A 20,370-nucleotide genomic window follows, 5' to 3' on the forward strand; every position below is an offset into this window, starting at 1 on the left:
CTACTCCGCGTCCGGCCCGTACACCTCGACCCGGTCGGCGACCCGGCGCACGTGGATGCAGTCGCCGGGGCACTCCTTCGCCGAGTCCACCACGTCCTGAAGGATCGTCAGCGGCACCGGGGCGGTCTCCCCGGGCTGCTGGCGCAGCTCGTCGTCAGGCCCCTTCACGTAGGCCAGCCCGTCGATGTCGAGCTCGAAGACCTCGGGTGCGTACTGCGCACAGATGCCGTCGCCGGTGCACAGATCCTGGTCGATCCACACCTCCAGCTCCTCGGCCGCTGCCGCCGTCTGCTCGGTCACCGACATGGTCCCCTGCCGTTTCTGTCCCGGGTCGCCCCTATTCCTGGAGCAATCCCGCCATTCGTACAACGATCGGACCTCGAGTTGTGGTCGCGATCGGATATCACTTCGCCCGACGATACATCTGGCCCGCTTTGGGTGGTGCGCGGTGGGTATCCCCCTTAGCAGAGGGGAAGCACGCTGGGGCGAAGATCGGACACGCCCGTTCCATCTTTCTTGATCTAGGGGTTTACGGACCCCTGGTCCCAGGTAGGGTCTGGAAGCGTCCAGCTCCCCGGAGGAGGTGAGGACCGTGGCAGCCCACGATGACGACTACAACCGCAGCACCGGCAGGCCCGCTCGTGGTTCCGACGAGGCCGCTCAGGTCTCGTACCTTGAGCAGGAAATCGCCGTGTTGCGCCGCAAGCTCGCCGACTCGCCGCGCAATTCGAGGATCCTCGAAGAGCGGATCGTCGAGCTCCAGACCAACCTGGCGGGCGTGACCGCCCAGAACGAACGGCTCGCCTCCACCCTGCGCGAGGCCCGCGACCAGATCGTGGCCCTCAAGGAGGAAGTGGACCGGCTCGCACAGCCCCCGGCCGGCTTCGGCACCTTCCTCGACGCGAACGAGGACGGCACCGCGGACATCTTCACCGGGGGGCGCAAGCTCCGCGTGAACGTCAGCCCCAACGTCGCCCTCGACGAGGTGCGGCGCGGCCAGGAAGTGATGCTCAACGAGGCCCTCAACATCGTGGACGCGATGGCCTTCGAGAACATCGGCGAGATCGTCACCCTCAAGGAGCTCCTGGAGGACGGCGAGCGCGCCCTGGTCCTCGGTCACACCGACGAGGAGCGCGTGGTGCGCCTCGCCGAGCCGCTGCGCGGGATGACCATCCGGGCCGGGGACGCCCTGCTGCTGGAGCCCCGCTCCGGCTACGTGTTCGAGGTCGTGCCGAAGTCCGAGGTCGAGGAGCTGGTCCTCGAGGAGGTCCCGGACATCGACTACCGCCAGATCGGCGGTCTGAGCAACCAGATCGAGCTGATCCGCGACGCGGTCGAGCTGCCCTACCTGCACGCCGACCTCTTCAAGGAGTACGAGCTGCGCCCGCCCAAGGGCGTGCTGCTCTACGGCCCGCCCGGCTGCGGCAAGACGCTGATCGCCAAGGCGGTCGCCAACTCGCTGGCGAAGAAGGTCGCCGAGGTCACCGGCCGCCCCCAGGGGAAGAGCTACTTCCTCAACATCAAGGGCCCCGAGCTGCTCAACAAGTACGTGGGCGAGACCGAACGGCAGATCCGGCTGGTCTTCCAGCGCGCCCGGGAGAAGGCGGGCGAGGGCACGCCCGTCATCGTCTTCTTCGACGAGATGGAGTCCCTGTTCCGCACCCGCGGCTCCGGGGTCAGCTCGGACGTGGAGAACACCATCGTCCCGCAGCTGCTCGCCGAGATCGACGGCGTGGAGGGCCTGGAGAACGTCATCGTCATCGGCGCCTCGAACCGCGAGGACATGATCGACCCGGCGATCCTGCGGCCCGGCCGCCTGGACGTCAAGATCAAGATCGAGCGCCCGGACGCCGAGGCCGCGAAGGACATCTTCTCCAAGTACCTCAAGGACTCGCTGCCGTTCCACCCGGACGACCTCAAGGAGCACGACGGCTCCGTCGAGACCACGGTGGCCGCGATGATCCAGTCGGTCGTGGAGCGGATGTACTCCGAGACGGAGGAGAACCGCTTCCTGGAGGTCACCTACGCCAACGGTGACAAGGAGGTCCTGTACTTCAAGGACTTCAACTCCGGCGCGATGATCCAGAACATCGTCGACCGGGCGAAGAAGATGGCCATCAAGGACTTCCTCGACCACGGTCAGCGCGGTCTGCGCGTCTCCCACCTGCTCGCCGCCTGCGTGGACGAGTTCAAGGAGAACGAGGACCTCCCGAACACCACCAACCCGGACGACTGGGCCCGCATCTCCGGCAAGAAGGGCGAGCGGATCGTCTTCATCCGCACGCTGGTCACCGGCAAGCAGGGCGCCGAGTCCGGCCGCTCGATCGACACTGTCGCCAACACGGGGCAGTACCTGTAAAGCACGCGCTTGTCCGGGCCGGCAGCGGTCCCCGGAGCTGTACGCACCCCGTCCGGCTGTGGCGCCTCGCGGCCCCGCAGCCGGACGGCGCGTCTCCGGGCCCGCCGCTCGGCGCCGGGTTCTAGGCTCGACCCACCGTCCGCGGGCAGAGGCCCGGCGTCGGTGTTGTTCGGCGGTACGTCAGAGTGCTCCGCCCGTCGGGGGCGGTGCACCGGGCAAGGAGGGCCGCATGACCGTACGGCGCGTGATGGGCATCGAGACCGAGTACGGGATCTCCGTGCCCGGGCACCCCAACGCCAACGCCATGCTCACCTCGTCCCAGATCGTCAACGCGTACGCGGCGGCGATGCACCGGGCACGGCGGGCCCGCTGGGACTTCGAGGAGGAGAATCCGCTGCGCGACGCACGGGGGTTCGACCTGGCCCGCGAGGTCGCGGACGCCAGCCAGCTGACCGACGAGGACATCGGCCTCGCCAACGTCATCCTCACCAACGGGGCCCGGTTCTACGTGGACCACGCGCACCCCGAGTACAGCTCGCCCGAGGTGACCAACCCGCGTGACGCCGTGCTCTGGGACAAGGCCGGCGAGCGGATCATGGCGGCGGCCGCGCAGCGCGCGCTGGAGCTGCCCAACGGGCAGAACATCCACCTGTACAAGAACAACACCGACAACAAGGGCGCCTCCTACGGCACCCACGAGAACTACCTGATGAAGCGGGCGACACCGTTCGCCGACATCGTCCGCCACCTCACCCCGTTCTTCGTCTCCCGCCAGGTGGTCACCGGCGCCGGCCGGGTCGGCATCGGCCAGGACGGCTCGTCGCACGGCTTCCAGATCAGCCAGCGGGCGGACTACTTCGAGGTCGAGGTGGGCCTGGAGACGACGCTCAAGCGCCCGATCATCAACACCAGGGACGAGCCGCACGCCGACGCCGAGAAGTACCGCCGGCTGCACGTGATCATCGGGGACGCCAACCTCTCCGAGATCTCCACCTACCTCAAGCTGGGCACCACCTCACTGGTCCTGTCGATGATCGAGGACTCGTTCATCGCCGCCGACCTCGCCGTCGACCAGCCGGTGCGCACCCTGCACCGGGTCTCCCACGACCCGACGCTCAAGCACCTGATCACCCTGCGCAACGGGCGCAAGCTCACCGCGGTCCAGCTCCAGCTGGAGTACTTCGAGCTGGCCCGCAAGTACGTCGAGGACCGCTTCGGCACCGACGCGGACGAGCAGACGGTGGACGTGCTGGCGCGCTGGGAGGACGTCCTGGGCCGGCTGGAGCGCGACCCGATGTCGCTCTCCCGGCAGCTGGACTGGATCGCCAAGCGGGAGATCCTGGAGGGCTACCGCAGCCGGGACGCCCTGCAGTGGGACAACCCGCGGCTGCACCTGGTCGACCTCCAGTACAGCGACGTACGGCCCGAGAAGGGCCTCTACAACCGTCTGGTGGCGCGCGGCAGGTTCGAGCGGCTGCTCACCGAGGACGAGGTCGAGCGGGCCGTCTCCAAGCCGCCGGAGGACACCAGGGCGTACTTCCGCGGGCGCTGCCTGGAGCAGTACGCGGAGCACGTCGCGGCCGCCTCCTGGGACTCGGTGATCTTCGACCTGCCCGGCCGGGACTCCCTGCAGCGGGTCCCCACCCTGGAGCCGCTGCGCGGCACCCGCAACCACGTCAAGGAGCTGCTGGACCGCTGCCGCACGGCCGAGGACCTGCTCCGGGTGCTGTCCGGCGGGTAACTTTTCGATCACCATGGGTGAACGTCCGCCGAATGGGAATCATCCGGGGTGGCAGCGGGTGTTGGACAGGAAGCGCCACCGGCAAACCGGGAGCGGCAGTCGCACCTTGTGTATAGGGTCGGTGCAGCAAGCAACGACCGAACCGTGCCAGACGAATCGAGCGGGGTGAGGGAAATGGCGAGCAAGGACACCGGCGGCGGCCAGCAGCGGGCGAACCGTTCCTCCGAGGAGGTCGAGGAGCAGGCCGCGGAAAGCCAGAATTCCGACGACCTCAAGGAGCGCCAGGAAAAGCTGAGCGACGACGTCGACGCGGTGCTGGACGAAATCGACGAGGTCCTCGAATCCAATGCCGAGGATTTCGTCCGAGGATTCGTCCAGAAGGGCGGGCAATAGTCCGGCCCGGGCATTCCGGAATTCACGGTCGCGATCGTCCCCGGCGGCCGGGCGGAGAACACCGCCCGGCCGTCCGGCACCGGCCCCTCCACGCGTTCACGGTGATCGTCGGACGGGTAGGGTGCGGGCAGCGCGCGCTTCAAGCTACCTGGAAGGAATCGTGTGGAAGCCAACACCCGCGGCACCGGGCGTCTGCCGGCCGCCTTCCTGACCCCGGGGTCGTCGTCCTTCATCGACTTCCTCGCCGACCACCAGCCGGAACTGCTCCCCGGCCGCCGCGGGCTCCCCGAGGGCGTCATGGTCGAGGCCCCGCACGGGACCACGATCGTGGCCGCGCTGTTCGACGGCGGCGTGGTGATCGCGGGTGACCGGCGGGCGACCATGGGCAACGTGATCGCCCAGCGCGACATGGAGAAGGTCTTCCCGGCCGACGAGTTCAGCGCGGTCGGCATCGCCGGCACCGCGGGCCTCGCGATCGAGATGGTCCGGCTGTTCCAGCTGGAGCTGGAGCACTACGAGAAGATCGAGGGCACCACGCTCTCCCTGGAGGGCAAGGCCAACCGGCTCACCACCATGATCCGGGGCAACCTGGGCATGGCGATGCAGGGCCTCGCGGTGGTGCCGCTGTTCGCCGGCTACGACCTGGACCTCGGCCGCGGCCGGATCTTCAACTACGACGTCACCGGCGGGCGCTCCGAGGAGCGCGGCTTCACGGCCACCGGCTCGGGCTCGGTCTTCGCCCGCGGCTCGATGAAGAAGCTCTTCCGCGAGGACCTGACGGCCGACCAGGCCGTCACCATGGTCGTCCAGGCGCTGTACGACGCCGCGGACGACGACTCCGCCACCGGCGGTCCCGACCTCGCCCGCAAGATCTTCCCGATCGTCTCGCTGATCACCGAGGACGGCTTCCGCCGGCTCACCGAGGCGGAGGTCACGGAGGTCGCCGTCGCCATCACCGACGAGCGCCTGGCCCGGCCCAACGGCCCGCAGGCCCCGCTGATCTAGCCACCCCCTCACAGGAAAGGGACGACCGCCGGTGTCGACACCGTTCTACGTCTCACCCCAGCAGGCCATGGCGGACCGCGCGGAGTACGCCCGCAAGGGCATCGCCCGCGGCCGCAGCGTGGTCGTGCTCACCTACGCCGACGGCATCGTCTTCGTCGCGGAGAACACCTCCAGGGCGCTCCACAAGGTCTCCGAGATCTACGACAAGATCGCCTTCGCGGCGGTCGGCCGCTACAACGAGTTCGAGAACCTGCGCATCGGCGGCGTCCGCTACGCCGACCTGCGCGGCTACTCCTACGACCGGGCCGACGTCACCGCCCGCGGCCTGGCCAACGTGTACGCCCAGACCCTGGGCACCATCTTCTCCTCGGTCGGCGAGAAGCCGTACGAGGTCGAGCTGATCGTGGCCGAGGTCGGCCGCACCTCCGACAACGACCAGATCTACCGGCTCACGCCGGACGGCTCGGTCGTGGACGAGAAGAACTACGTGGTGGTCGGCGGCAACGCCGACTCGATCGGCAACTACCTGGGCCAGCGCCACCGGGCCGGTATGAGCCTCACCGAGGCGGTGAAGCTCGCCGTGGACTCGCTCGCCCGGGACCCCAACGGCGGCAGCCCGCGCAGCCTCACGCCGGAGCAGCTGGAGGTCGCGGTCCTCGACCGCCAGCGGTTCCAGCAGCGCAAGTTCAAGCGGATCCTGGGCAACCAGCTGGGCCGGCTGCTCGACGGGGACCAGTCCGCCGAGGCGGACGACGAGGACAACCCGGCGGACGGCACGCCGGTGTAGCAGTTCCTGCGGAGTCCCGTACGGGCGGTCTGCCGCCCGTACGGGACTCCGGTGCCCCTGCGGCGGCCCAGTCGTCGTGGAGGCGGTTTCGGACAGCTCCGACAGAGAATGGAGTGCTCATGGACCGCCGGATTTTCGGGCTGGAGAACGAGTACGGCGTGACCTGCACGTTCCGCGGGCAGCGGCGGCTGTCGCCGGACGAGGTGGCGCGGTACCTGTTCCGCCGGGTCGTCTCCTGGGGGCGCAGTAGCAACGTCTTCCTGCGCAACGGCGCCCGCCTGTACCTCGACGTGGGCTCCCACCCCGAGTACGCCACCCCCGAGTGCGACGACGTCGTCGAGCTGGTGACGCACGACAAGGCCGGCGAGCGCATCCTCGAGGGGCTCCTGGTGGACGCCGAGCGGCGGCTGCACGAGGAGGGCATCGCGGGGGACGTCTACCTCTTCAAGAACAACACCGACTCGGCCGGCAACTCCTACGGCTGCCACGAGAACTACCTGGTGGCCCGGCACGGCGAGTTCTCCCGGCTGGCCGACGTGCTGATCCCGTTCCTGGTCACCCGGCAGCTGATCTGCGGCGCGGGAAAGGTGCTCCAGACCCCGCGCGGCGCGGTGTACTGCGTCAGCCAGCGGGCCGAGCACATCTGGGAGGGCGTCAGCTCCGCCACCACCCGCTCGCGACCGATCATCAACACCCGGGACGAGCCGCACGCGGACGCCGAGCGCTACCGCCGGCTGCACGTGATCGTCGGCGACTCCAACATGTCCGAGACCACCACGCTGCTCAAGGTCGGCTCCACCGACCTGGTGCTGCGGCTGATCGAGGCCGGCGTGGTGATGCGCGACCTCACCCTGGAGAACCCGATCCGGGCGATCCGCGAGGTCAGCCACGACCTCACCGGCACCCACCAGGTGCGCCTCGCCAACGGCCGGGAGGCCAGCGCGCTGGACATCCAGGAGGAGTACTACACCAAGGCCCTGGAGTTCGCCGAGCGCAAGGGCATCAACACCGGGACGGTCGCCCGGGTGCTCGACCTGTGGGGCCGCACCCTGGAGGCCGTCCGCACCGAGCGGCTGGACGGGGTGGCCCAGGAGATCGACTGGATCATGAAGTACAAGCTCATCGAGCGCTACCGCGAGAAGCACCAGATGAGCATGTCCAACCCGCGGGTGGCGCAGATCGACCTCGCGTACCACGACATCCACCGCCGCCGCGGCCTGTTCTACCTGCTCCAGGGTAAGGGCCAGGCGCAGCGGGTGACCACCGACCTCAGGACCTTCGAGGCCAAGTCGATCCCGCCGCAGACCACCCGGGCCCGGCTGCGCGGGGACTTCATCCGCCGGGCGCAGGAGCAGCGCCGGGACTTCACGGTGGACTGGGTGCACCTGAAGCTGAACGACCAGGCCCAGCGCACGGTGCTGTGCAAGGACCCGTTCCGTTCGGTGGACGAGCGAGTGGAGAAGCTGATCGCGGGGATGTAGCCCGCCGAAGCCATGTGATCACCCGGTGTGACCGCAGTGATGTGATCAAGGAGGCGTCCGGCCCCGGTGGTGTCTACCGGGGCCGGACGCGTGCCGGGCATACGCTGTCCGTCGAGTCAGGAGAGCCGACTTCGACCGACAGTTAGGACCACCGTGCGCCGCACCGCCGGTTTGCTTCTCACCCTGCCGCTGCTGCTCGCGGTCGCCTGCAGCAGTTCCCCCCCGGCGGCCGGCCCGGCGACGCCGACCACGGCGAGCGCCGCCCCGACGGTGCCGGCGCCGGTCGGCGAGGCGTCACCGATGCCCACCCTTTCGGGTGGCGGGTACGGCAGCAAGGCCACCATCACCATCCCCGAGGGCCAGCAGCCCAGCGGCCAGTTCGTGGTGAACACGGTCACCGAGGGCGAGCGGGCCACCGTCAACAAGGGCGACTGGGTGACGGTCAACTACACCGCCAAGAACTGGACCACCGGCAAGGACCTGCCCAGCTCGTACGACGCCAACGGCAAGCCGCAGCTCTACCAGGCCGGCAGCGGGCAGCTGGTGCCGGCGCTGGACCAGAGCGTGATCGGCAAGAAGGTGGGCTCCCGGCTGCTGGTGGTGGCCCCGCCGACGGCGGCCTTCGGCGAGCAGGGCTCCGGCCAGCTGGGTGTCAACAAGGGCGACACGGTGGTGTTCGTGCTGGACATCATGGAGAGCCTGCCGCCGGACTCCACGCTGAGCGGGACGATGACCGAGCCGCCCGCGACGATGCCGCAGGTCAAGGACAACGGCAAGGCCCCGGTGACGATCACGATCCCGGCCGGGCAGGCCCCGCCGGCCGAGCTCCAGCAGGCCGTGCTGATCAAGGGCGAGGGCAAGCAGGTCAAGAGCGGGCAGACCCTGGTGGTGCAGTACACCGGGGTGCTGTGGGCCAACGGCCAGCAGTTCGACTCCTCCTGGACGCACGGCGGAGCCCAGGCGGTGCAGATCGGCACCGGCAGTGTGATCGAGGGCTGGGACAAGAGCCTGGTCGGGCAGAACGTCGGCAGCCGGGTCCTGCTGGCGGTGCCCCCGGCGCTCGGCTACCAGGACAAGGCGCAGGGCTCGGTGCCCGCGAACTCGACCCTGGTCTTCGTGATCGACATCCTCGAAGCGGTCTAGCGACTGGTGGGGCCGTGCCTGGTGGGATCCACCGGGCACAGCCCCTCGAACTCACCCCGGGGATTCCGTACGCTTGGGCGGACGCTCGTACAACGAAGCGTCCGCCCTCATCCTGAGCTGTCATACTGCCCACGCACTGTGGCAGGCGCCGCCCGGCGCCGAGGCCTGGGGCGGGCGGTGCGACCGCAGGCCGGCGTGCCCACGCCGGGCGCAGACCTGGAAGACCTCGTGGCGAGATGGATGGGGAGTCATGACTGAGAAGACGCCGAGCCCGGGCGGGGCCGGCACCGCGGCGAACGACGGCTCTGCGGACCCGGCCGCCTCCCGTCCCGGCGGCCCGGTCGGCGGGGACCGCGAGTCGATCGTCGTCCCCCCGGCGATCCTGGCGCAGCAGGCCGGCTGGGCGCAGCCCGGCGAGGCGCCGCGCGCCCCGGGCGGCGGGACCAAGACGGACGACGCCCCGCAGATCTTCGCCTCCAACGTGCGCAAGTCGGACACCTCGGAGGCCGGGTACGACGAGAACCCGCCCGGTGTCGGCAAGCTGGGTGTGATCCTCGGCACGGTGATCGCCCTGCTGCTGGTCGGCAGCGGCGTCACGCTCTACATGGTGAACAAGGACGGCTCCAAGGACAGCGCCGCGGCCAAGCCGGACGCGACCAAGAGCGCGCCGCCCACGCCGACCGCCGACCCGGTCCCGCCGATCAAGGACAGCGCCAAGGTGCTGCCGACGGTCGCCGGCGACTTCGGCAAGAAGGCCGAGATCCAGGTGCCGGGCGAGGCCTCCGACGGCTCCTTCGTGGTCAAGGTGCTCACCGAGGGCACCGGCGCCAAGGTCGAGAAGAACTCCTGGACCTCGGTGGACTACACCGCCAAGGACTGGAACACCGGCAAGGACATCCCGAGCTCGTACGACGCCAACGGGAAGCCGCAGATCTTCCAGGCCGGCACCGACTCGCTGATCCCGGCCCTGGACCAGGCCGTGATCGGCAAGAAGGCCGGCAGCCGGCTGCTGGTGGTGGCCCCGCCGGCCGCCGCGTTCGGCGCCCAGGGCAAGGCCGACATGTCGATCGGCCCCAAGGACGACCTGATCTTCGTGATCGACGTCCGCAACGCCAACGCGCCCGACTCCGTGGTGAGCGGGACGGTCACCCCGCCGCCGGCGGACTTCCCGCAGGTCAAGGACAACGGCAAGAAGCCGGCCGAGATCACCCCGGTGGCCGGGGCGAAGGACCCGACCGAGCTGAAGTCGCACGTCCTGATCAAGGGCACCGGACCGGCGGTGGAGAAGGGCGAGAAGGTCGTCGTCCAGTACACCGGCGCGCTGTTCAAGGACGGCAAGGTGTTCGACTCCTCGCTCAGCAAGGGCCAGGCGTTCACCTTCCCGGTCGGCGGCGGCCAGGTCATCCAGGGCTGGGACCAGGGCCTGGAGGGGCAGACCGTCGGCAGCCGGGTCGAGTTGGTGATCCCCGCCTCGCTGGGCTACGGCGACAAGGGCCAGGGCGACATCCCGCCCGGCGCGACGCTGGTCTTCGTGGTGGACATCCTCGACGCCGGTCAGGGCTGATCCACTTTCGGGTGACAATGGTGCACGTGTGACCTTCGGGTCCGGCCGTGTGGCCGGACCCGGACGGGCGGCGGGTGCGCGTACGGTGGTTTGCCGAGACTTCGGTCGGGGCGGACCCGGTACGGGTGCCCGCCGCTTGGTCGTGACTGCAAGCGAATGTGAGAAGAGGGACTGTGAGCGTCAACCTCAACGAGAAGCCCGAGATCGACTTCCCGATCGGCGACGCCCCGACGGAGCTGCAGATCCGCGACATCGTCGTCGGTGACGGCGAGGAGGCCAAGTCGGGCCAGGTCGTCAGCGTCCGCTACGTCGGCGTGACCTTCGAGACCGGCGAGGAGTTCGACGCGAGCTGGAACCGGGGCACCGCTCCGTTCCAGTTCCCGCTGGGCAAGGGCCGCGTCATCAAGGGCTGGGACCAGGGCGTCGCCGGCATGAAGGTCGGCGGCCGCCGCGAGCTGACCATCCCGTCGCACCTGGCGTACGGTGCCCAGTCGCCGACCCCGGCCATCCCGCCGCACTCGACCCTGATCTTCGTGGTCGACCTGCTGGGCGTCTGAGCCTGCGGTGCCCGTGGGCCGGACCCCTCCGGGGGCCCGGCCCACGGGCGTGTCCGGGGGCGTTCGCGGAGGCGGCTTTTGCAGTGCGTACCGCTACCGGTACGGTCGGTCCCGCCGGGTGGAGCTCGCCCGGTTGGCGCACCCCGCGCGCGGCGCGGCACACCGGAAGGGTCAGCGATGGCGATCGCCAAGGCAGAGCGGCTGATGAATCTCGCCCTGTGCCTGATGAACACCAGACGTCCGCTCTCCAAGAAGGAGCTGCGGGAATCCATCGAGGCGTACCGCGAGGCCTGGCAGACCAGCAGCGAGGACGCCTTCAACCGGATGTTCGAGCGGGACAAGGACGACCTGCGCGAGCTCGGCCTGGTGATCGACGTCGACGAGAGCACCCTGGACGGCGAACTCGGCTACCTGGCCCGGGCCGACCGCAACCGGCTGCCCGAGATCGCCCTGGACGCCGAGGAGGCGGCCGCGCTGACCCTGGCCGCCCGGGTCTGGCAGCAGGCCAAGATGTCCGGCGCGGCCAGCGGCGCCCTGCAGAAGCTGCGCGCGGCCGGGGTGCCGTTCACCGAGGCCGAGGGCCGTACCGCCCTGGAGCCGCGCATCCCCGCCCGGGAGGCCGCGTTCGAGCCGCTGCTCACCGCCGCCCGGGACCGCCGTCCGGTCACCTTCGAGTACCGCAAGGCCGGCGCCGCCGCCGTCGAGCAGCGCAGCGTCGAGCCGTGGGCGCTGGAGTGCTGGCGCGGCCACTGGTACCTGGCCGGGTACGACCGCGACCGGGGCGACGCCCGGGTGTTCCGGCTCAGCCGGATCACCGGCCGGGTGAAGGCGCGGTCCGGGGCCTTCCTCGGCACCGTGCCCGAGCACGTGGACGTCCGGGCCACCGTGGCGAAGTTCGCGGGGGAGGGGGCCACCGCCACCGCGACCGTCCGGGTCCGCCGGGGCGCCGGCTTCCCGCTGCGCACCAAGGCGCTGGGCAGCACCCGGGTGGACGAGGCCTGGGACGAGCTGGAGATCCCGTACGGCAACGGGCTGGGCGCGGACCTGGCCGAGTTCGGGCCGGACGTGCTGGTGCTCGGGCCGGAGGAGCTGCGGGCGGATGTGGTCGACCGGCTGCGGGCGGTCGCGGGTATCGAGGGAGAGCAGGCGTGAGTAACGCGATCGACCAGACGCGACGGATGCTGTCGCTGGTCACCTACCTGCGCGAGCGGCCCGGGGCCGAGGTCGCCGAGGTGGCCCGGGCGTTCGGGATCAGCGAGCGCGAGCTGATCGCGGACCTCAACGTGCTGCCGATGTGCGGCACCAGCTTCCGCGGCGGCGACCTGCTCGACATCGACACCGACGGCGAGCGGATCTGGTGGCACAACGTCGACGACGTGGCCCAGCCGCTGCGGCTGGCCGCCGACGAGGCCACCGCGCTGCTGGTGGCCGCCCGCGCGGTGGCCGGGCTGCCGGGCCTGCGGGCCGGGGACCGCGAGGCGCTCACCCGGGCCGTCGCCAAGATCGAGAACGCGGCGGGGGAGAGCGCCGAGGGCAGCGCCAGGGTCGGCGTGACCTTCGAGGCGGAGAGCCACGTCTTCGCCGACATCGACCGCGCGCTCAGCGAGGGCCGCCGGCTCTGGCTGCGCTACTACTCGCACGGGCGCGGCGGGATGACCGAGCGGGAGGTCGACCCGATCCGGCTGCTCACCGAGGGCCACACCTACCTCGAGGCCTGGTGCCGCACCTCCGAGGACCACCGGATGTTCCGGCTCGACCGGGTCGCCGAGATCCGCGTCCTGGACGTCCCGGCCGACCCGCCCCGGCGCGAGCCGCGCGACCTCAGCGGCGGGCTGGTCAACCCGGCGGCGGACGACCCGGAGGTGGTCGTCGAGGTCTCCTCCGGCGGGCGCTGGGTGGCCGAGTACTACACCCACGACCGGGCCGAGGAACTGCCCGACGGCGGGCTGCGGATCACCCTGCGCAGCGCCGACCCCTCCCAGCTGCGCCCGCTGGCGCTGCGGCTGGGCCGGGACGGCCGGATCGTCTCGCCGCCCGAACTGGCCGAGCAGGCGCGCTCGGCCGCGCGGGAGGCGCTGGCCGCCTACGGGGAGGGGCGGGCCTGAGCGGTGGAACCCGGGACCAGATTCAAGGTGTACTGCTCCGAGTGCCGGGAGAAGGTGGAGCTCCCGGCCGAGGACTTCCGCCTGACCCTCGGTCGCACCCCGGCCCAGGCGCACTACAGCTTCGGCTGCCCGCGGTGCGGGGCGGCGGTGCGCAAGCCAGCCGGGGAGAAGATCGTCGAGGCGCTCACCGGGGCCGGGGTGCGCACCATGCGGCTCGTCCCGGCGGAGGGGTGACCCCCGTATAGGGTGGGGCGCATGTCCTGGATGCTCGTCGCCGCCGTCCTGCTCGCCACCGCGGGCCTGCTGGTCCTCGGGGTCCTCGCGATCCGGCTCTGGCTGGACGTGCGGGCGCTGGCCAAGGGCGTGGACCGGGCCTCGCGGGCGCTGGCCGCGGCGGCCGAGGACCTGGCGGAGGCGATGCCGGCGGCGAACGCCCCGGTCGAGGAGCGGGCCGTCCCGGTCGCGTAGTTCCGCATGGCACGGCCGGGCCTGCGGTGGTGCGGGGGCTGCTGCGCGCGGTGGGGTCGGGTTACGCTCTGAGGTGGCTCCTGAACCGCGTTCCGGGGGCCGCTGTCCTGTTCGGGCGGCCGTCGTCGTGGCGTCATCCGCAGCGGTTACCATCCGCAGCGGACGGCCCGTCGGGCCGCCATGACTGAAGGTGGTCGCGCATGCGCATCTCGATGACCGCGATCGTGGTGATCGTGGTTCTCGCCATCGTGCTGTTCGGAGCCAAGCGGCTGCCGGACCTGGCGCGCTCGCTGGGCAAGTCGATGCGGATCCTGAAGAGCGAGGCGCAGGCGATGCGTTCGGACGGCGAGTCCGAGCAGCCGGCCCGGCCCGCTCCGGCTCCGGTCGACGGTGGTGCGGGCAAGACCATCCAGTCCGCCCCGGGCGCGGCGGCCACGGCCCGTCCGGTGAACGAGTCCGCCGCCGGGGCCTCCGCGCCCGACGGCGACCGCCCGCACTGAGCGCGGCGCACGTGACGTACGCGACTTCGGAGGCCCGTCGACCGGCAGGCCCCCACGCACGAGTTGAGGACCGGGGTTGAGCAAGCTCTCCAAGGCGCCGAAGGCGTCAAAGGATCCTGAGGGGCGGATGGCCCTCGCCGACCACCTGCGGGAACTGCGCAACCGCGTGGTCAAGTCGGTCCTGGCGATCGTGGTGATCACCATCGTGGCGGCGATCTACCACAAGCAGCTCGAGGACCTGCTGCTGAAGCCGCTGCCGCAGTGCAACACCCCGGAGCTGGCCAAGCACTACCACGGCAAGTGCGCCCAGGTATCCAACATCGGCCTGACCGCCGGTTTCACCTGGATGCTGAAGGTGGCCCTGACGGCCGGTGTGGTCGCGACCGTGCCGATCTGGCTCTACCAGGTCTGGGCCTTCGTGGCGCCCGGCCTGCACAAGCACGAGAAGAAGTACACGGTCGCCTTCCTGCTCTGCGGGACGCCGCTCTTCCTGGCCGGTGTGGCCGTGGCCATCCTGGTGCTGCCGACCACGATCGACGTGCTGATCTCGTTCACCCCGAACAACACCACGCCGATCCTGCCGCCCGAGGACTACTTCGACATCGCCACCAGGATGGTGCTGGTCTTCGGCCTGGCCTTCGAGTTCCCGCTGCTGCTGGTGATGCTGAACGTCATCGGCATGGTCACCGGCAAGCGGCTGCTGGGCTGGTGGCGCGGCATGGTCATGGGCATCACGGTGTTCGCGGCCTTCGCCACGCCGAGCGCCGACCCGCTGAGCATGCTGGCGCTGGCCGCGCCGATCTGGGCGTTGTACTTCATCGCGGTGGGGATCGCGCTCTTCAACGACAAGCGGAAGGCGCGCCGCAACCCGGACGCGGGGCTGGACGACGAGGAGGCCTCGCACCTGGACCTCTCGGTGCGGCCGGTGGCCGGTGCGGAGTCCGTCGAGGCCTCGGCGGCCCCGGCGGCCGACGCGGCGGTGCCGGCGTCCCGCCGCGAGGAGATGGACGACATCACCTGAGTCGCCCGAGCCGATAGGCCCTGAGGGAGCCCCGGTCCGCCGCTCTGCCGAGCGGTGGGCCGGGGCTCCTCGGCGTTCGGGCCTTTCCGCTGGTCGGGGGTGCTCCCGGTTTCGGGTGGCGGGCTTGGCAGCTTCCATGGCATGTGACATATTACTGAGGTGCTGAAGACCGAGAGACCTCCCCTGGACGTCGTCGTGGTCGGCGCCGGTGTGGTCGGCGCCGCCTGCGCCTACTACGCCGCCCGCGCCGGGCTCGCCGTCGCCGTCGTGGACCGCGGCCCGGTGGCCGGCGGCACCACCGGCGCGGGCGAGGGCAACCTGCTGGTCTCCGACAAGGAACCCGGCCCCGAACTCGACCTCGCCCTGCTCAGCACCCGGCTCTGGCGCGAACTCGCCGAGCGGCTCGGCCCGGCCGTCGAGTACGAGCCCAAGGGCGGCGTGGTGGTCGCCTCCACCGCCGCCGGACAGGACGCGCTGCGGGCCTTCGCCGCCGGGCAGCGGGCCGTCGGGGTCGAGGCCGAGGAGGTGCCCGGCGAGCGGCTGCGCGAGCTGGAGCCGCACCTGGCCGAGGGCCTGGCCGGCGGCTTCCACTACCCGCAGGACGCCCAGGTCCAGCCCGCCCTCGCCGCCGCCCACCTGCTGCGCGAGGCCCGCCGGATGGGCGCCCGGCTGATCACCGGGGAGAGCGTCACCGCCATCGAGCGGGGCCCGGACGGCGCCGTGCGCGGTGTGCGGACCGACCGGCGCGGCCTGGCCGCCGGCGCCGTGGTGAACGCGGCCGGCACCTGGGGCGGCGAGGTGGCCGCACTGGCCGGGGTGCACCTGCCGGTGCTGCCCCGGCGCGGCTTCGTGCTGGTCACCGAGCCGCTGCCGCGGGTCGTGCGGCACAAGGTCTACGCGGCCGACTACGTCGCCAACGTGGCCAGCGGATCCGCCGGGCTGGAGACCTCCGCCGTGATCGAGGGCACCCCGGGCGGGCCGGTGCTGATCGGCGCCAGCCGGGAGCGGGTCGGCTTCGACCGCACCCTCTCCCAGGAGGTGCTGCAGCGGCTCGCCGCCCAGGCCGCCGCGCTGTTCCCGGTGCTCGCCGGAGTCACCGTGATGCGCACCTACCGGGGCTTCCGCCCGTACCTGCCGGACCACCTGCCGGCCATCGGGGCGGACCCCCGGGTGCCCGGGCTGTACCACGCCTGCGGGCACGAGGGGGCCGGCATCGGGCTGGCCCCGGCGACCGGGCTGCTGATCAGCGAGCAGCTCACCGGCAAGCAGCCGGAGCTCGACCTCGCGCCGTTCCGGGCGGACCGGTTCCCCGTCGAGGAGAGTTCCGCCGGGTGACGCCCGGCCGAGTGGCGCCCGGCCGGGTGACGGCCCGGCCGGGCGACCACCGGCCCCACGACCGCCAGACATGAGATTCCGTCCAGGATTGGAGAAGTCGCCGATGCGCCGCCGCACCCCCGCCGGGCTGGTCGAGGCCGAGCCAGGGCCCGCCCACCACATCGAGTTCGACGGGCGGCCCGTCCCCGCGCTGCCCGGGCAGTCGATCGCCGCCGCGCTCTGGGCCGACGGCGTGCTCGCCTGGCGCACCACCCGGGTCGGCGGCACGCCGCGCGGGGCGTTCTGCGGGATCGGCGCCTGCTTCGACTGCCTGGCCACCGTCGACGGCCGCCCCAACCAGCGCACCTGCCTGCTCCCCGCCGAGCCCGGCACCACCGTCACCACCCAGGAGGGCCACGGCCGTGCCGACCTCGCCGTCTGAGACCTTCGACCTCGTCGTGGTGGGCGCCGGCCCGGCCGGGCTGGCCGCCGCCGTCACCGCCGCCGACCTCGGGCTGCGCTGCGCCCTGCTGGACGGCGGGCAGAGCACCGGCGGGCAGTACTACCGCCACCCGGCGCCCGGCCTCGGCGCGGCCCGCCCCGACCGGCTGCACCACCACTGGTCCGCCTACACCGGTCTGGCCGGCCGGCTCGACGCGCACGAGCGCGCCGGGCGGGCCGCCTTCCTGGCCGGCCACCACGTCTGGGCGCTGGAGCGTACCGGCGACGGCTTCGCGGTGCACGTCACCCGCGGACCGGAGAGCACCGACCGGGCCACCGTCCGGTCCCGGTCGGTGCTGCTCGCCACCGGCGCGTACGAGCGGCAGCTGCCCTTCCCCGGCTGGACCCTGCCCGGGGTGGTCACCGCGGGCGGCGCCCAGGCCATGCTCAAGGCCGGACTGGTGCTGCCCGGGAAGCGGATCGTGGTGGCCGGCAGCGGCCCGCTGCTGCTCGCGGCCGCCTCCTCGCTGGTCACCGCCGGGGCCGAGGTGCCCGCGGTGGTCGAGGCCACCGCCTACCTCGGGTACGTACGGCGCCCCGGCGTACTGGCGGGCGTCCCCGGCAAGCTGGTCGAGGGTGCCGGGCACGGTGGCGCGCTGCTGCGGCACGGGGTGCGGCTGCGCCCGCGCAGCGCGGTGGTCGAGGCGCACGGGACGGACCGGGTCACCGGCGTCACGGTGGCCCGGCTGGACGCGGACTGGCGGCCGGTGCCCGGCACCGAGCGGCGGATCGACTGCGACGCGCTCGCCGTCGGCCACGGCCTGCTGCCGCAGATCGACCTGGCCACCGAGCTGGGTGCGCGGACCGTGACCGGGCCGGACGGCGCCGTCGCGCTGGAGGTCGACGCCCGGCTGCGCACCAGCGTGCCCGGCCTCTGGTCGGCGGGGGAGACCAACGGCGTCGGCGGCGCGGACCTCGCGCTCGCCGAGGGCGAGCTGGCCGCCCACGCGGTGGCCGGCGAGCTGCCCGCGGCCGCGCTGCTGCGCCGCCGCTCGCGGCTGCGGGCCTTCGCCGGGCTGATGGCCGCCGCCCACCGGCCGGGGCCCGGCTGGACCGGCTGGCTGCGCCCGGACACCGACGTGTGCCGGTGCGAGGAGGTGCCGGTCGCGGCGATCCGGGAGGCCGTCGACGAGCTGGGCGCGGGCGATCCGCGCACCGTCAAGCTGCTCACCCGGGCCGGGATGGGCTGGTGCCAGGGCCGGATGTGCGGTCCGGCCGTGGCCTGCCTGGCCGGTTCGGGTGAGCCGGGGCCGGACCGGCGGCCACTGGGTTGCCCGGTGCCGCTCTCCCAGTTGGCCGCCGGGCCCGCGCCTGAGGCGTAGCCGGTCCGCCGTCGAACGGTGGGCCGGGGACCTTGTCTCCGGCCTGCCCGCTCTTGTAAAATGTCACACCTCATCAAGGAGTTCACGTGTCCATCACCCAGCACGACACCACCCGTCCGTGGCGCGGCATCATGGTCGCCACCACGCTGCCGCTGCGCCCGGACCACTCCGTCGACTACGACGCCTACGCCGAGCACGTCCGCTGGCTGATCGACTCCGGCTGCGAGGGCGTCGTCCCCAACGGCTCGCTGGGCGAGTACCAGACGCTCACCGCCGAGGAGCGCGCCAAGGTCGTCGAGGTCGCCGTCGAGGCGGCCGGCGACGGCTCCCGGGTCATGCCCGGCGTGGCCGCCTACGGCAGCGCCGAGTCCCGCCGCTGGGCCGAGCAGGCCGCCGAGGCCGGTGCCGGCTCCGTCCTGCTGCTGCCGCCGAACGCCTACCGGGCCGACCACGCCTCGGTGCGGGCCCACTACGCCGAGGTCGCCAAGGCCGGCCTGCCGATCGTGGCGTACAACAACCCGATCGACACCAAGGTCGACCTCGTCCCCCCGCTGCTCGCCCAGCTGCACGCCGAGGGCTCGATCGTCGCCGTCAAGGAGTTCAGCGGCGACGTCCGCCGGGCCTACGAGATCGCCGAGCTGGCCCCCGGGCTGGACCTGCTGATCGGCGCCGACGACGTGCTGCTGGAGCTGGCGCTCGCGGGCGCGGTCGGCTGGATCGCCGGCTACCCGAACGCCCTGCCGGCCGCGTCGGTGGCGCTCTACGATGCCGCCGTCTCCAAGGACCTGGAGAACGCGCTGCCGCTCTACAAGTCGCTGCACTCGCTGCTGCGCTGGGACTCCAAGACCGAGTTCGTCCAGGCCATCAAGCTCTCCATGGACATCGCCGGGCGCCCCGGCGGCCCGGTCCGCGCCCCGCGCCAGCCGCTCACCCCGGAGATCGAGACGGCCGTCCGCGCGGCCACCGAGAAGGCGCTGGCCGACGGCCTGGTCTGATCCCCCCTGCCCGGATGATTCCGGGCCCCGGGCCTCCGGGCCGGCTGCGGCGGCAGCCGGCCCGGCCCACCCCCACCATCCGAACCTGTACGGGAGTTGTGACCCATGCGGAGCCGTCACGTGTTCCACGCCGTCGACTCGCACACCGAGGGCATGCCGACCCGGGTGATCACCGGCGGCTTCGGTGTCATCCCCGGCGCCACCATGGCCGAGCGCCGGGTGCACTTCCAGCAGCACCTGGACCACTTCCGCACCCTGCTGATGTACGAGCCGCGCGGCCACGCGGCGATGAGCGGCGCGATCCTCCAGCCGCCGACCCGCCCGGACGCCGACTTCGGGGTGCTCTACATCGAGGTCTCCGGGCTGCTGCCGATGTGCGGGCACGGCACCATCGGGGTCGCCACCGTGCTGGTCGAGACCGGGATGGTCCCGGTGGTCGAGCCGGTCACCACCGTGCGGCTGGACACCCCGGCCGGGCTGGTGGTCGCCGAGGTGCACGTCGAGGACGGCGCCGCCAAGGCGGTGACCATCCGCAACGTGCCCTCGTACTCCGTCGCCCTGGACCGCAAGATCGAGGTGCCCGGCTACGGCACGGTGAACTACGACCTCGCGTACGGCGGCAACTTCTACGCCATCCTGCCGCTCGCCGAGTTCGGGCTGCCCTTCGAGCGCGAGCGCAAGCAGGAGATCCTGGACGCCGGCCTGGCGATGATGGACGCGATCAACGCGAGCCCGGACAAGCCGGTGCACCCGGAGAACCCGTCCATCCACAGCTGCCACCACGTCCAGCTGCTCGCCCCCGGCTCCACCGCCGAGCACTCCCGGCACGCGATGGCCATCCACCCCGGCTGGTTCGACCGCTCGCCCTGCGGCACCGGCACCTCGGCGCGGATGGCCCAGCTGCACGCGCGCGGCGAACTGCCGCTCGGGCGGGACTTCCGCAACGACTCCTTCATCGGGACCACCTTCACCGGGCGGCTGGTCGAGGAGACCGAGGTGGCCGGGCGGCCCGCCGTGGTGCCCACCGTCACCGGGCGGGCCTGGGTCACCGGCACCGCCCAGTACTTCCTCGACCCGAGCGACCCGTTCCCGGCGGGCTTCCTGCTCTGACCCC

At 71.9% G+C, this 20,370-nt stretch carries 21 protein-coding genes; 20 read left to right on the forward strand and 1 reads right to left on the reverse strand.

Going from position 1 to position 20,370, the window contains the following annotated elements; genetic code table 11:
• The gene (locus ACGF0D_RS05780) at positions 1–306 is read right to left on the reverse strand and encodes a ferredoxin (protein ID WP_392874377.1); all 306 of its coding nucleotides are present in this window, start codon (positions 304–306) and stop codon (positions 1–3) included.
• A gap of 286 nt (positions 307–592) precedes the next feature.
• Here ACGF0D_RS05780 and arc point away from each other — a divergent pair, with 286 nt between their 5' ends.
• From arc to ACGF0D_RS05880, 20 genes are all read left to right on the forward strand, one after another.
• Positions 593–2,359 (forward strand): proteasome ATPase, encoded by a 1,767-nt coding sequence (gene arc, locus ACGF0D_RS05785; protein WP_392874380.1) that lies wholly within the window; start codon positions 593–595, stop codon positions 2,357–2,359.
• Between the two features lie 229 nt (positions 2,360–2,588).
• Positions 2,589–4,100: a depupylase/deamidase Dop gene (gene dop / locus ACGF0D_RS05790; RefSeq protein WP_392874382.1), complete on the forward strand. Its 1,512-nt coding sequence runs from the start codon at positions 2,589–2,591 to the stop codon at positions 4,098–4,100.
• Positions 4,101–4,274: 174 nt separating this feature from the next.
• Positions 4,275–4,493 carry a ubiquitin-like protein Pup gene (locus ACGF0D_RS05795; RefSeq protein ID WP_188299085.1) on the forward strand — a complete coding sequence of 73 codons (219 nt, stop codon included), beginning with the start codon at positions 4,275–4,277 and terminating at the stop codon, positions 4,491–4,493.
• A 162-nt stretch (positions 4,494–4,655) separates the two neighbouring features.
• Entirely contained in the window at positions 4,656–5,498 is an 843-nt protein-coding gene (gene prcB / locus ACGF0D_RS05800; RefSeq protein WP_392914108.1) for a proteasome subunit beta, read from the forward strand.
• Positions 5,499–5,529: 31 nt separating this feature from the next.
• Positions 5,530–6,285: a proteasome subunit alpha gene (prcA, locus tag ACGF0D_RS05805; protein WP_392874388.1), complete on the forward strand. Its 756-nt coding sequence runs from the start codon at positions 5,530–5,532 to the stop codon at positions 6,283–6,285.
• A 119-nt stretch (positions 6,286–6,404) separates the two neighbouring features.
• A complete protein-coding gene (pafA, locus tag ACGF0D_RS05810; RefSeq protein WP_392874391.1) occupies positions 6,405–7,766 on the forward strand; it encodes a Pup--protein ligase in 1,362 nt (453 codons plus the stop codon).
• Between the two features lie 153 nt (positions 7,767–7,919).
• Positions 7,920–8,909 (forward strand): FKBP-type peptidyl-prolyl cis-trans isomerase, encoded by a 990-nt coding sequence (locus ACGF0D_RS05815; protein WP_392914109.1) that lies wholly within the window; start codon positions 7,920–7,922, stop codon positions 8,907–8,909.
• A 250-nt stretch (positions 8,910–9,159) separates the two neighbouring features.
• Positions 9,160–10,473: an FKBP-type peptidyl-prolyl cis-trans isomerase gene (locus ACGF0D_RS05820; RefSeq protein ID WP_392874397.1), complete on the forward strand. Its 1,314-nt coding sequence runs from the start codon at positions 9,160–9,162 to the stop codon at positions 10,471–10,473.
• A gap of 173 nt (positions 10,474–10,646) precedes the next feature.
• Positions 10,647–11,030 carry an FKBP-type peptidyl-prolyl cis-trans isomerase gene (locus ACGF0D_RS05825; protein ID WP_392914110.1) on the forward strand — a complete coding sequence of 128 codons (384 nt, stop codon included), beginning with the start codon at positions 10,647–10,649 and terminating at the stop codon, positions 11,028–11,030.
• 177 nt (positions 11,031–11,207) lie between these two features.
• On the forward strand, positions 11,208–12,182 hold the full coding sequence (locus ACGF0D_RS05830) for a helix-turn-helix transcriptional regulator (RefSeq protein WP_392914111.1): 975 nt from the start codon (positions 11,208–11,210) through the stop codon (positions 12,180–12,182).
• Between the two features lie 26 nt (positions 12,183–12,208).
• A complete protein-coding gene (locus ACGF0D_RS05835) occupies positions 12,209–13,135 on the forward strand; it encodes a WYL domain-containing protein (RefSeq protein ID WP_359901265.1) in 927 nt (308 codons plus the stop codon).
• A gap of 3 nt (positions 13,136–13,138) precedes the next feature.
• Entirely contained in the window at positions 13,139–13,369 is a 231-nt protein-coding gene (locus tag ACGF0D_RS05840; RefSeq protein ID WP_049652006.1) for a hypothetical protein, read from the forward strand.
• Between the two features lie 21 nt (positions 13,370–13,390).
• Complete coding sequence (locus ACGF0D_RS05845) at positions 13,391–13,603, forward strand: hypothetical protein (protein WP_392914112.1); 213 nt, start codon at positions 13,391–13,393, stop codon at positions 13,601–13,603.
• Positions 13,604–13,803: 200 nt separating this feature from the next.
• Entirely contained in the window at positions 13,804–14,103 is a 300-nt protein-coding gene (gene tatA, locus ACGF0D_RS05850) for a Sec-independent protein translocase subunit TatA (protein WP_392874409.1), read from the forward strand.
• A gap of 76 nt (positions 14,104–14,179) precedes the next feature.
• Complete coding sequence (tatC, locus tag ACGF0D_RS05855) at positions 14,180–15,124, forward strand: twin-arginine translocase subunit TatC (RefSeq protein ID WP_392914113.1); 945 nt, start codon at positions 14,180–14,182, stop codon at positions 15,122–15,124.
• A gap of 159 nt (positions 15,125–15,283) precedes the next feature.
• A complete protein-coding gene (locus tag ACGF0D_RS05860) occupies positions 15,284–16,459 on the forward strand; it encodes an NAD(P)/FAD-dependent oxidoreductase (RefSeq protein WP_392914114.1) in 1,176 nt (391 codons plus the stop codon).
• 103 nt (positions 16,460–16,562) lie between these two features.
• A complete protein-coding gene (locus tag ACGF0D_RS05865) occupies positions 16,563–16,880 on the forward strand; it encodes a (2Fe-2S)-binding protein (RefSeq protein ID WP_392874418.1) in 318 nt (105 codons plus the stop codon).
• On the forward strand, positions 16,861–18,261 hold the full coding sequence (locus tag ACGF0D_RS05870) for an NAD(P)/FAD-dependent oxidoreductase (protein WP_392914115.1): 1,401 nt from the start codon (positions 16,861–16,863) through the stop codon (positions 18,259–18,261). The genes ACGF0D_RS05865 and ACGF0D_RS05870 overlap by 20 nt, the downstream gene beginning before the upstream one ends.
• 131 nt (positions 18,262–18,392) lie before the next feature.
• On the forward strand, positions 18,393–19,256 hold the full coding sequence (locus ACGF0D_RS05875) for a dihydrodipicolinate synthase family protein (RefSeq protein WP_392875753.1): 864 nt from the start codon (positions 18,393–18,395) through the stop codon (positions 19,254–19,256).
• 105 nt (positions 19,257–19,361) lie between these two features.
• Entirely contained in the window at positions 19,362–20,366 is a 1,005-nt protein-coding gene (locus ACGF0D_RS05880) for a proline racemase family protein (RefSeq protein ID WP_392874424.1), read from the forward strand.
• The last annotated feature ends 4 nt before the right edge of the window (positions 20,367–20,370 follow it).

The organism is Kitasatospora sp. NPDC048298, assembly GCF_043201465.1.
In the GTDB taxonomy this organism is placed as follows: domain Bacteria; phylum Actinomycetota; class Actinomycetes; order Streptomycetales; family Streptomycetaceae; genus Kitasatospora.

Excerpts from the sequence above, each read along its gene's own strand:
- dop (WP_392874382.1), top strand. The coding sequence starts at position 2,589 with ATGACCGTACGGCGCGTGATGGGCATCGAGACCGAGTACGGGATCTCC.
- tatA (WP_392874409.1), top strand. The coding sequence starts at position 13,804 with ATGCGCATCTCGATGACCGCGATCGTGGTGATCGTGGTTCTCGCCATC.
- ACGF0D_RS05795 (WP_188299085.1), top strand. The coding sequence starts at position 4,275 with ATGGCGAGCAAGGACACCGGCGGCGGCCAGCAGCGGGCGAACCGTTCC.
- ACGF0D_RS05780 (WP_392874377.1), bottom strand. The coding sequence starts at position 306 with ATGTCGGTGACCGAGCAGACGGCGGCAGCGGCCGAGGAGCTGGAGGTG.
- ACGF0D_RS05835 (WP_359901265.1), top strand. The coding sequence starts at position 12,209 with ATGCTGTCGCTGGTCACCTACCTGCGCGAGCGGCCCGGGGCCGAGGTC.
- ACGF0D_RS05830 (WP_392914111.1), top strand. The coding sequence starts at position 11,208 with ATGGCGATCGCCAAGGCAGAGCGGCTGATGAATCTCGCCCTGTGCCTG.
- ACGF0D_RS05865 (WP_392874418.1), top strand. The coding sequence starts at position 16,563 with ATGCGCCGCCGCACCCCCGCCGGGCTGGTCGAGGCCGAGCCAGGGCCC.
- pafA (WP_392874391.1), top strand. The coding sequence starts at position 6,405 with ATGGACCGCCGGATTTTCGGGCTGGAGAACGAGTACGGCGTGACCTGC.
- ACGF0D_RS05875 (WP_392875753.1), top strand. The coding sequence starts at position 18,393 with ATGGTCGCCACCACGCTGCCGCTGCGCCCGGACCACTCCGTCGACTAC.
- ACGF0D_RS05845 (WP_392914112.1), top strand. The coding sequence starts at position 13,391 with ATGTCCTGGATGCTCGTCGCCGCCGTCCTGCTCGCCACCGCGGGCCTG.
- ACGF0D_RS05880 (WP_392874424.1), top strand. The coding sequence starts at position 19,362 with ATGCGGAGCCGTCACGTGTTCCACGCCGTCGACTCGCACACCGAGGGC.
- ACGF0D_RS05820 (WP_392874397.1), top strand. The coding sequence starts at position 9,160 with ATGACTGAGAAGACGCCGAGCCCGGGCGGGGCCGGCACCGCGGCGAAC.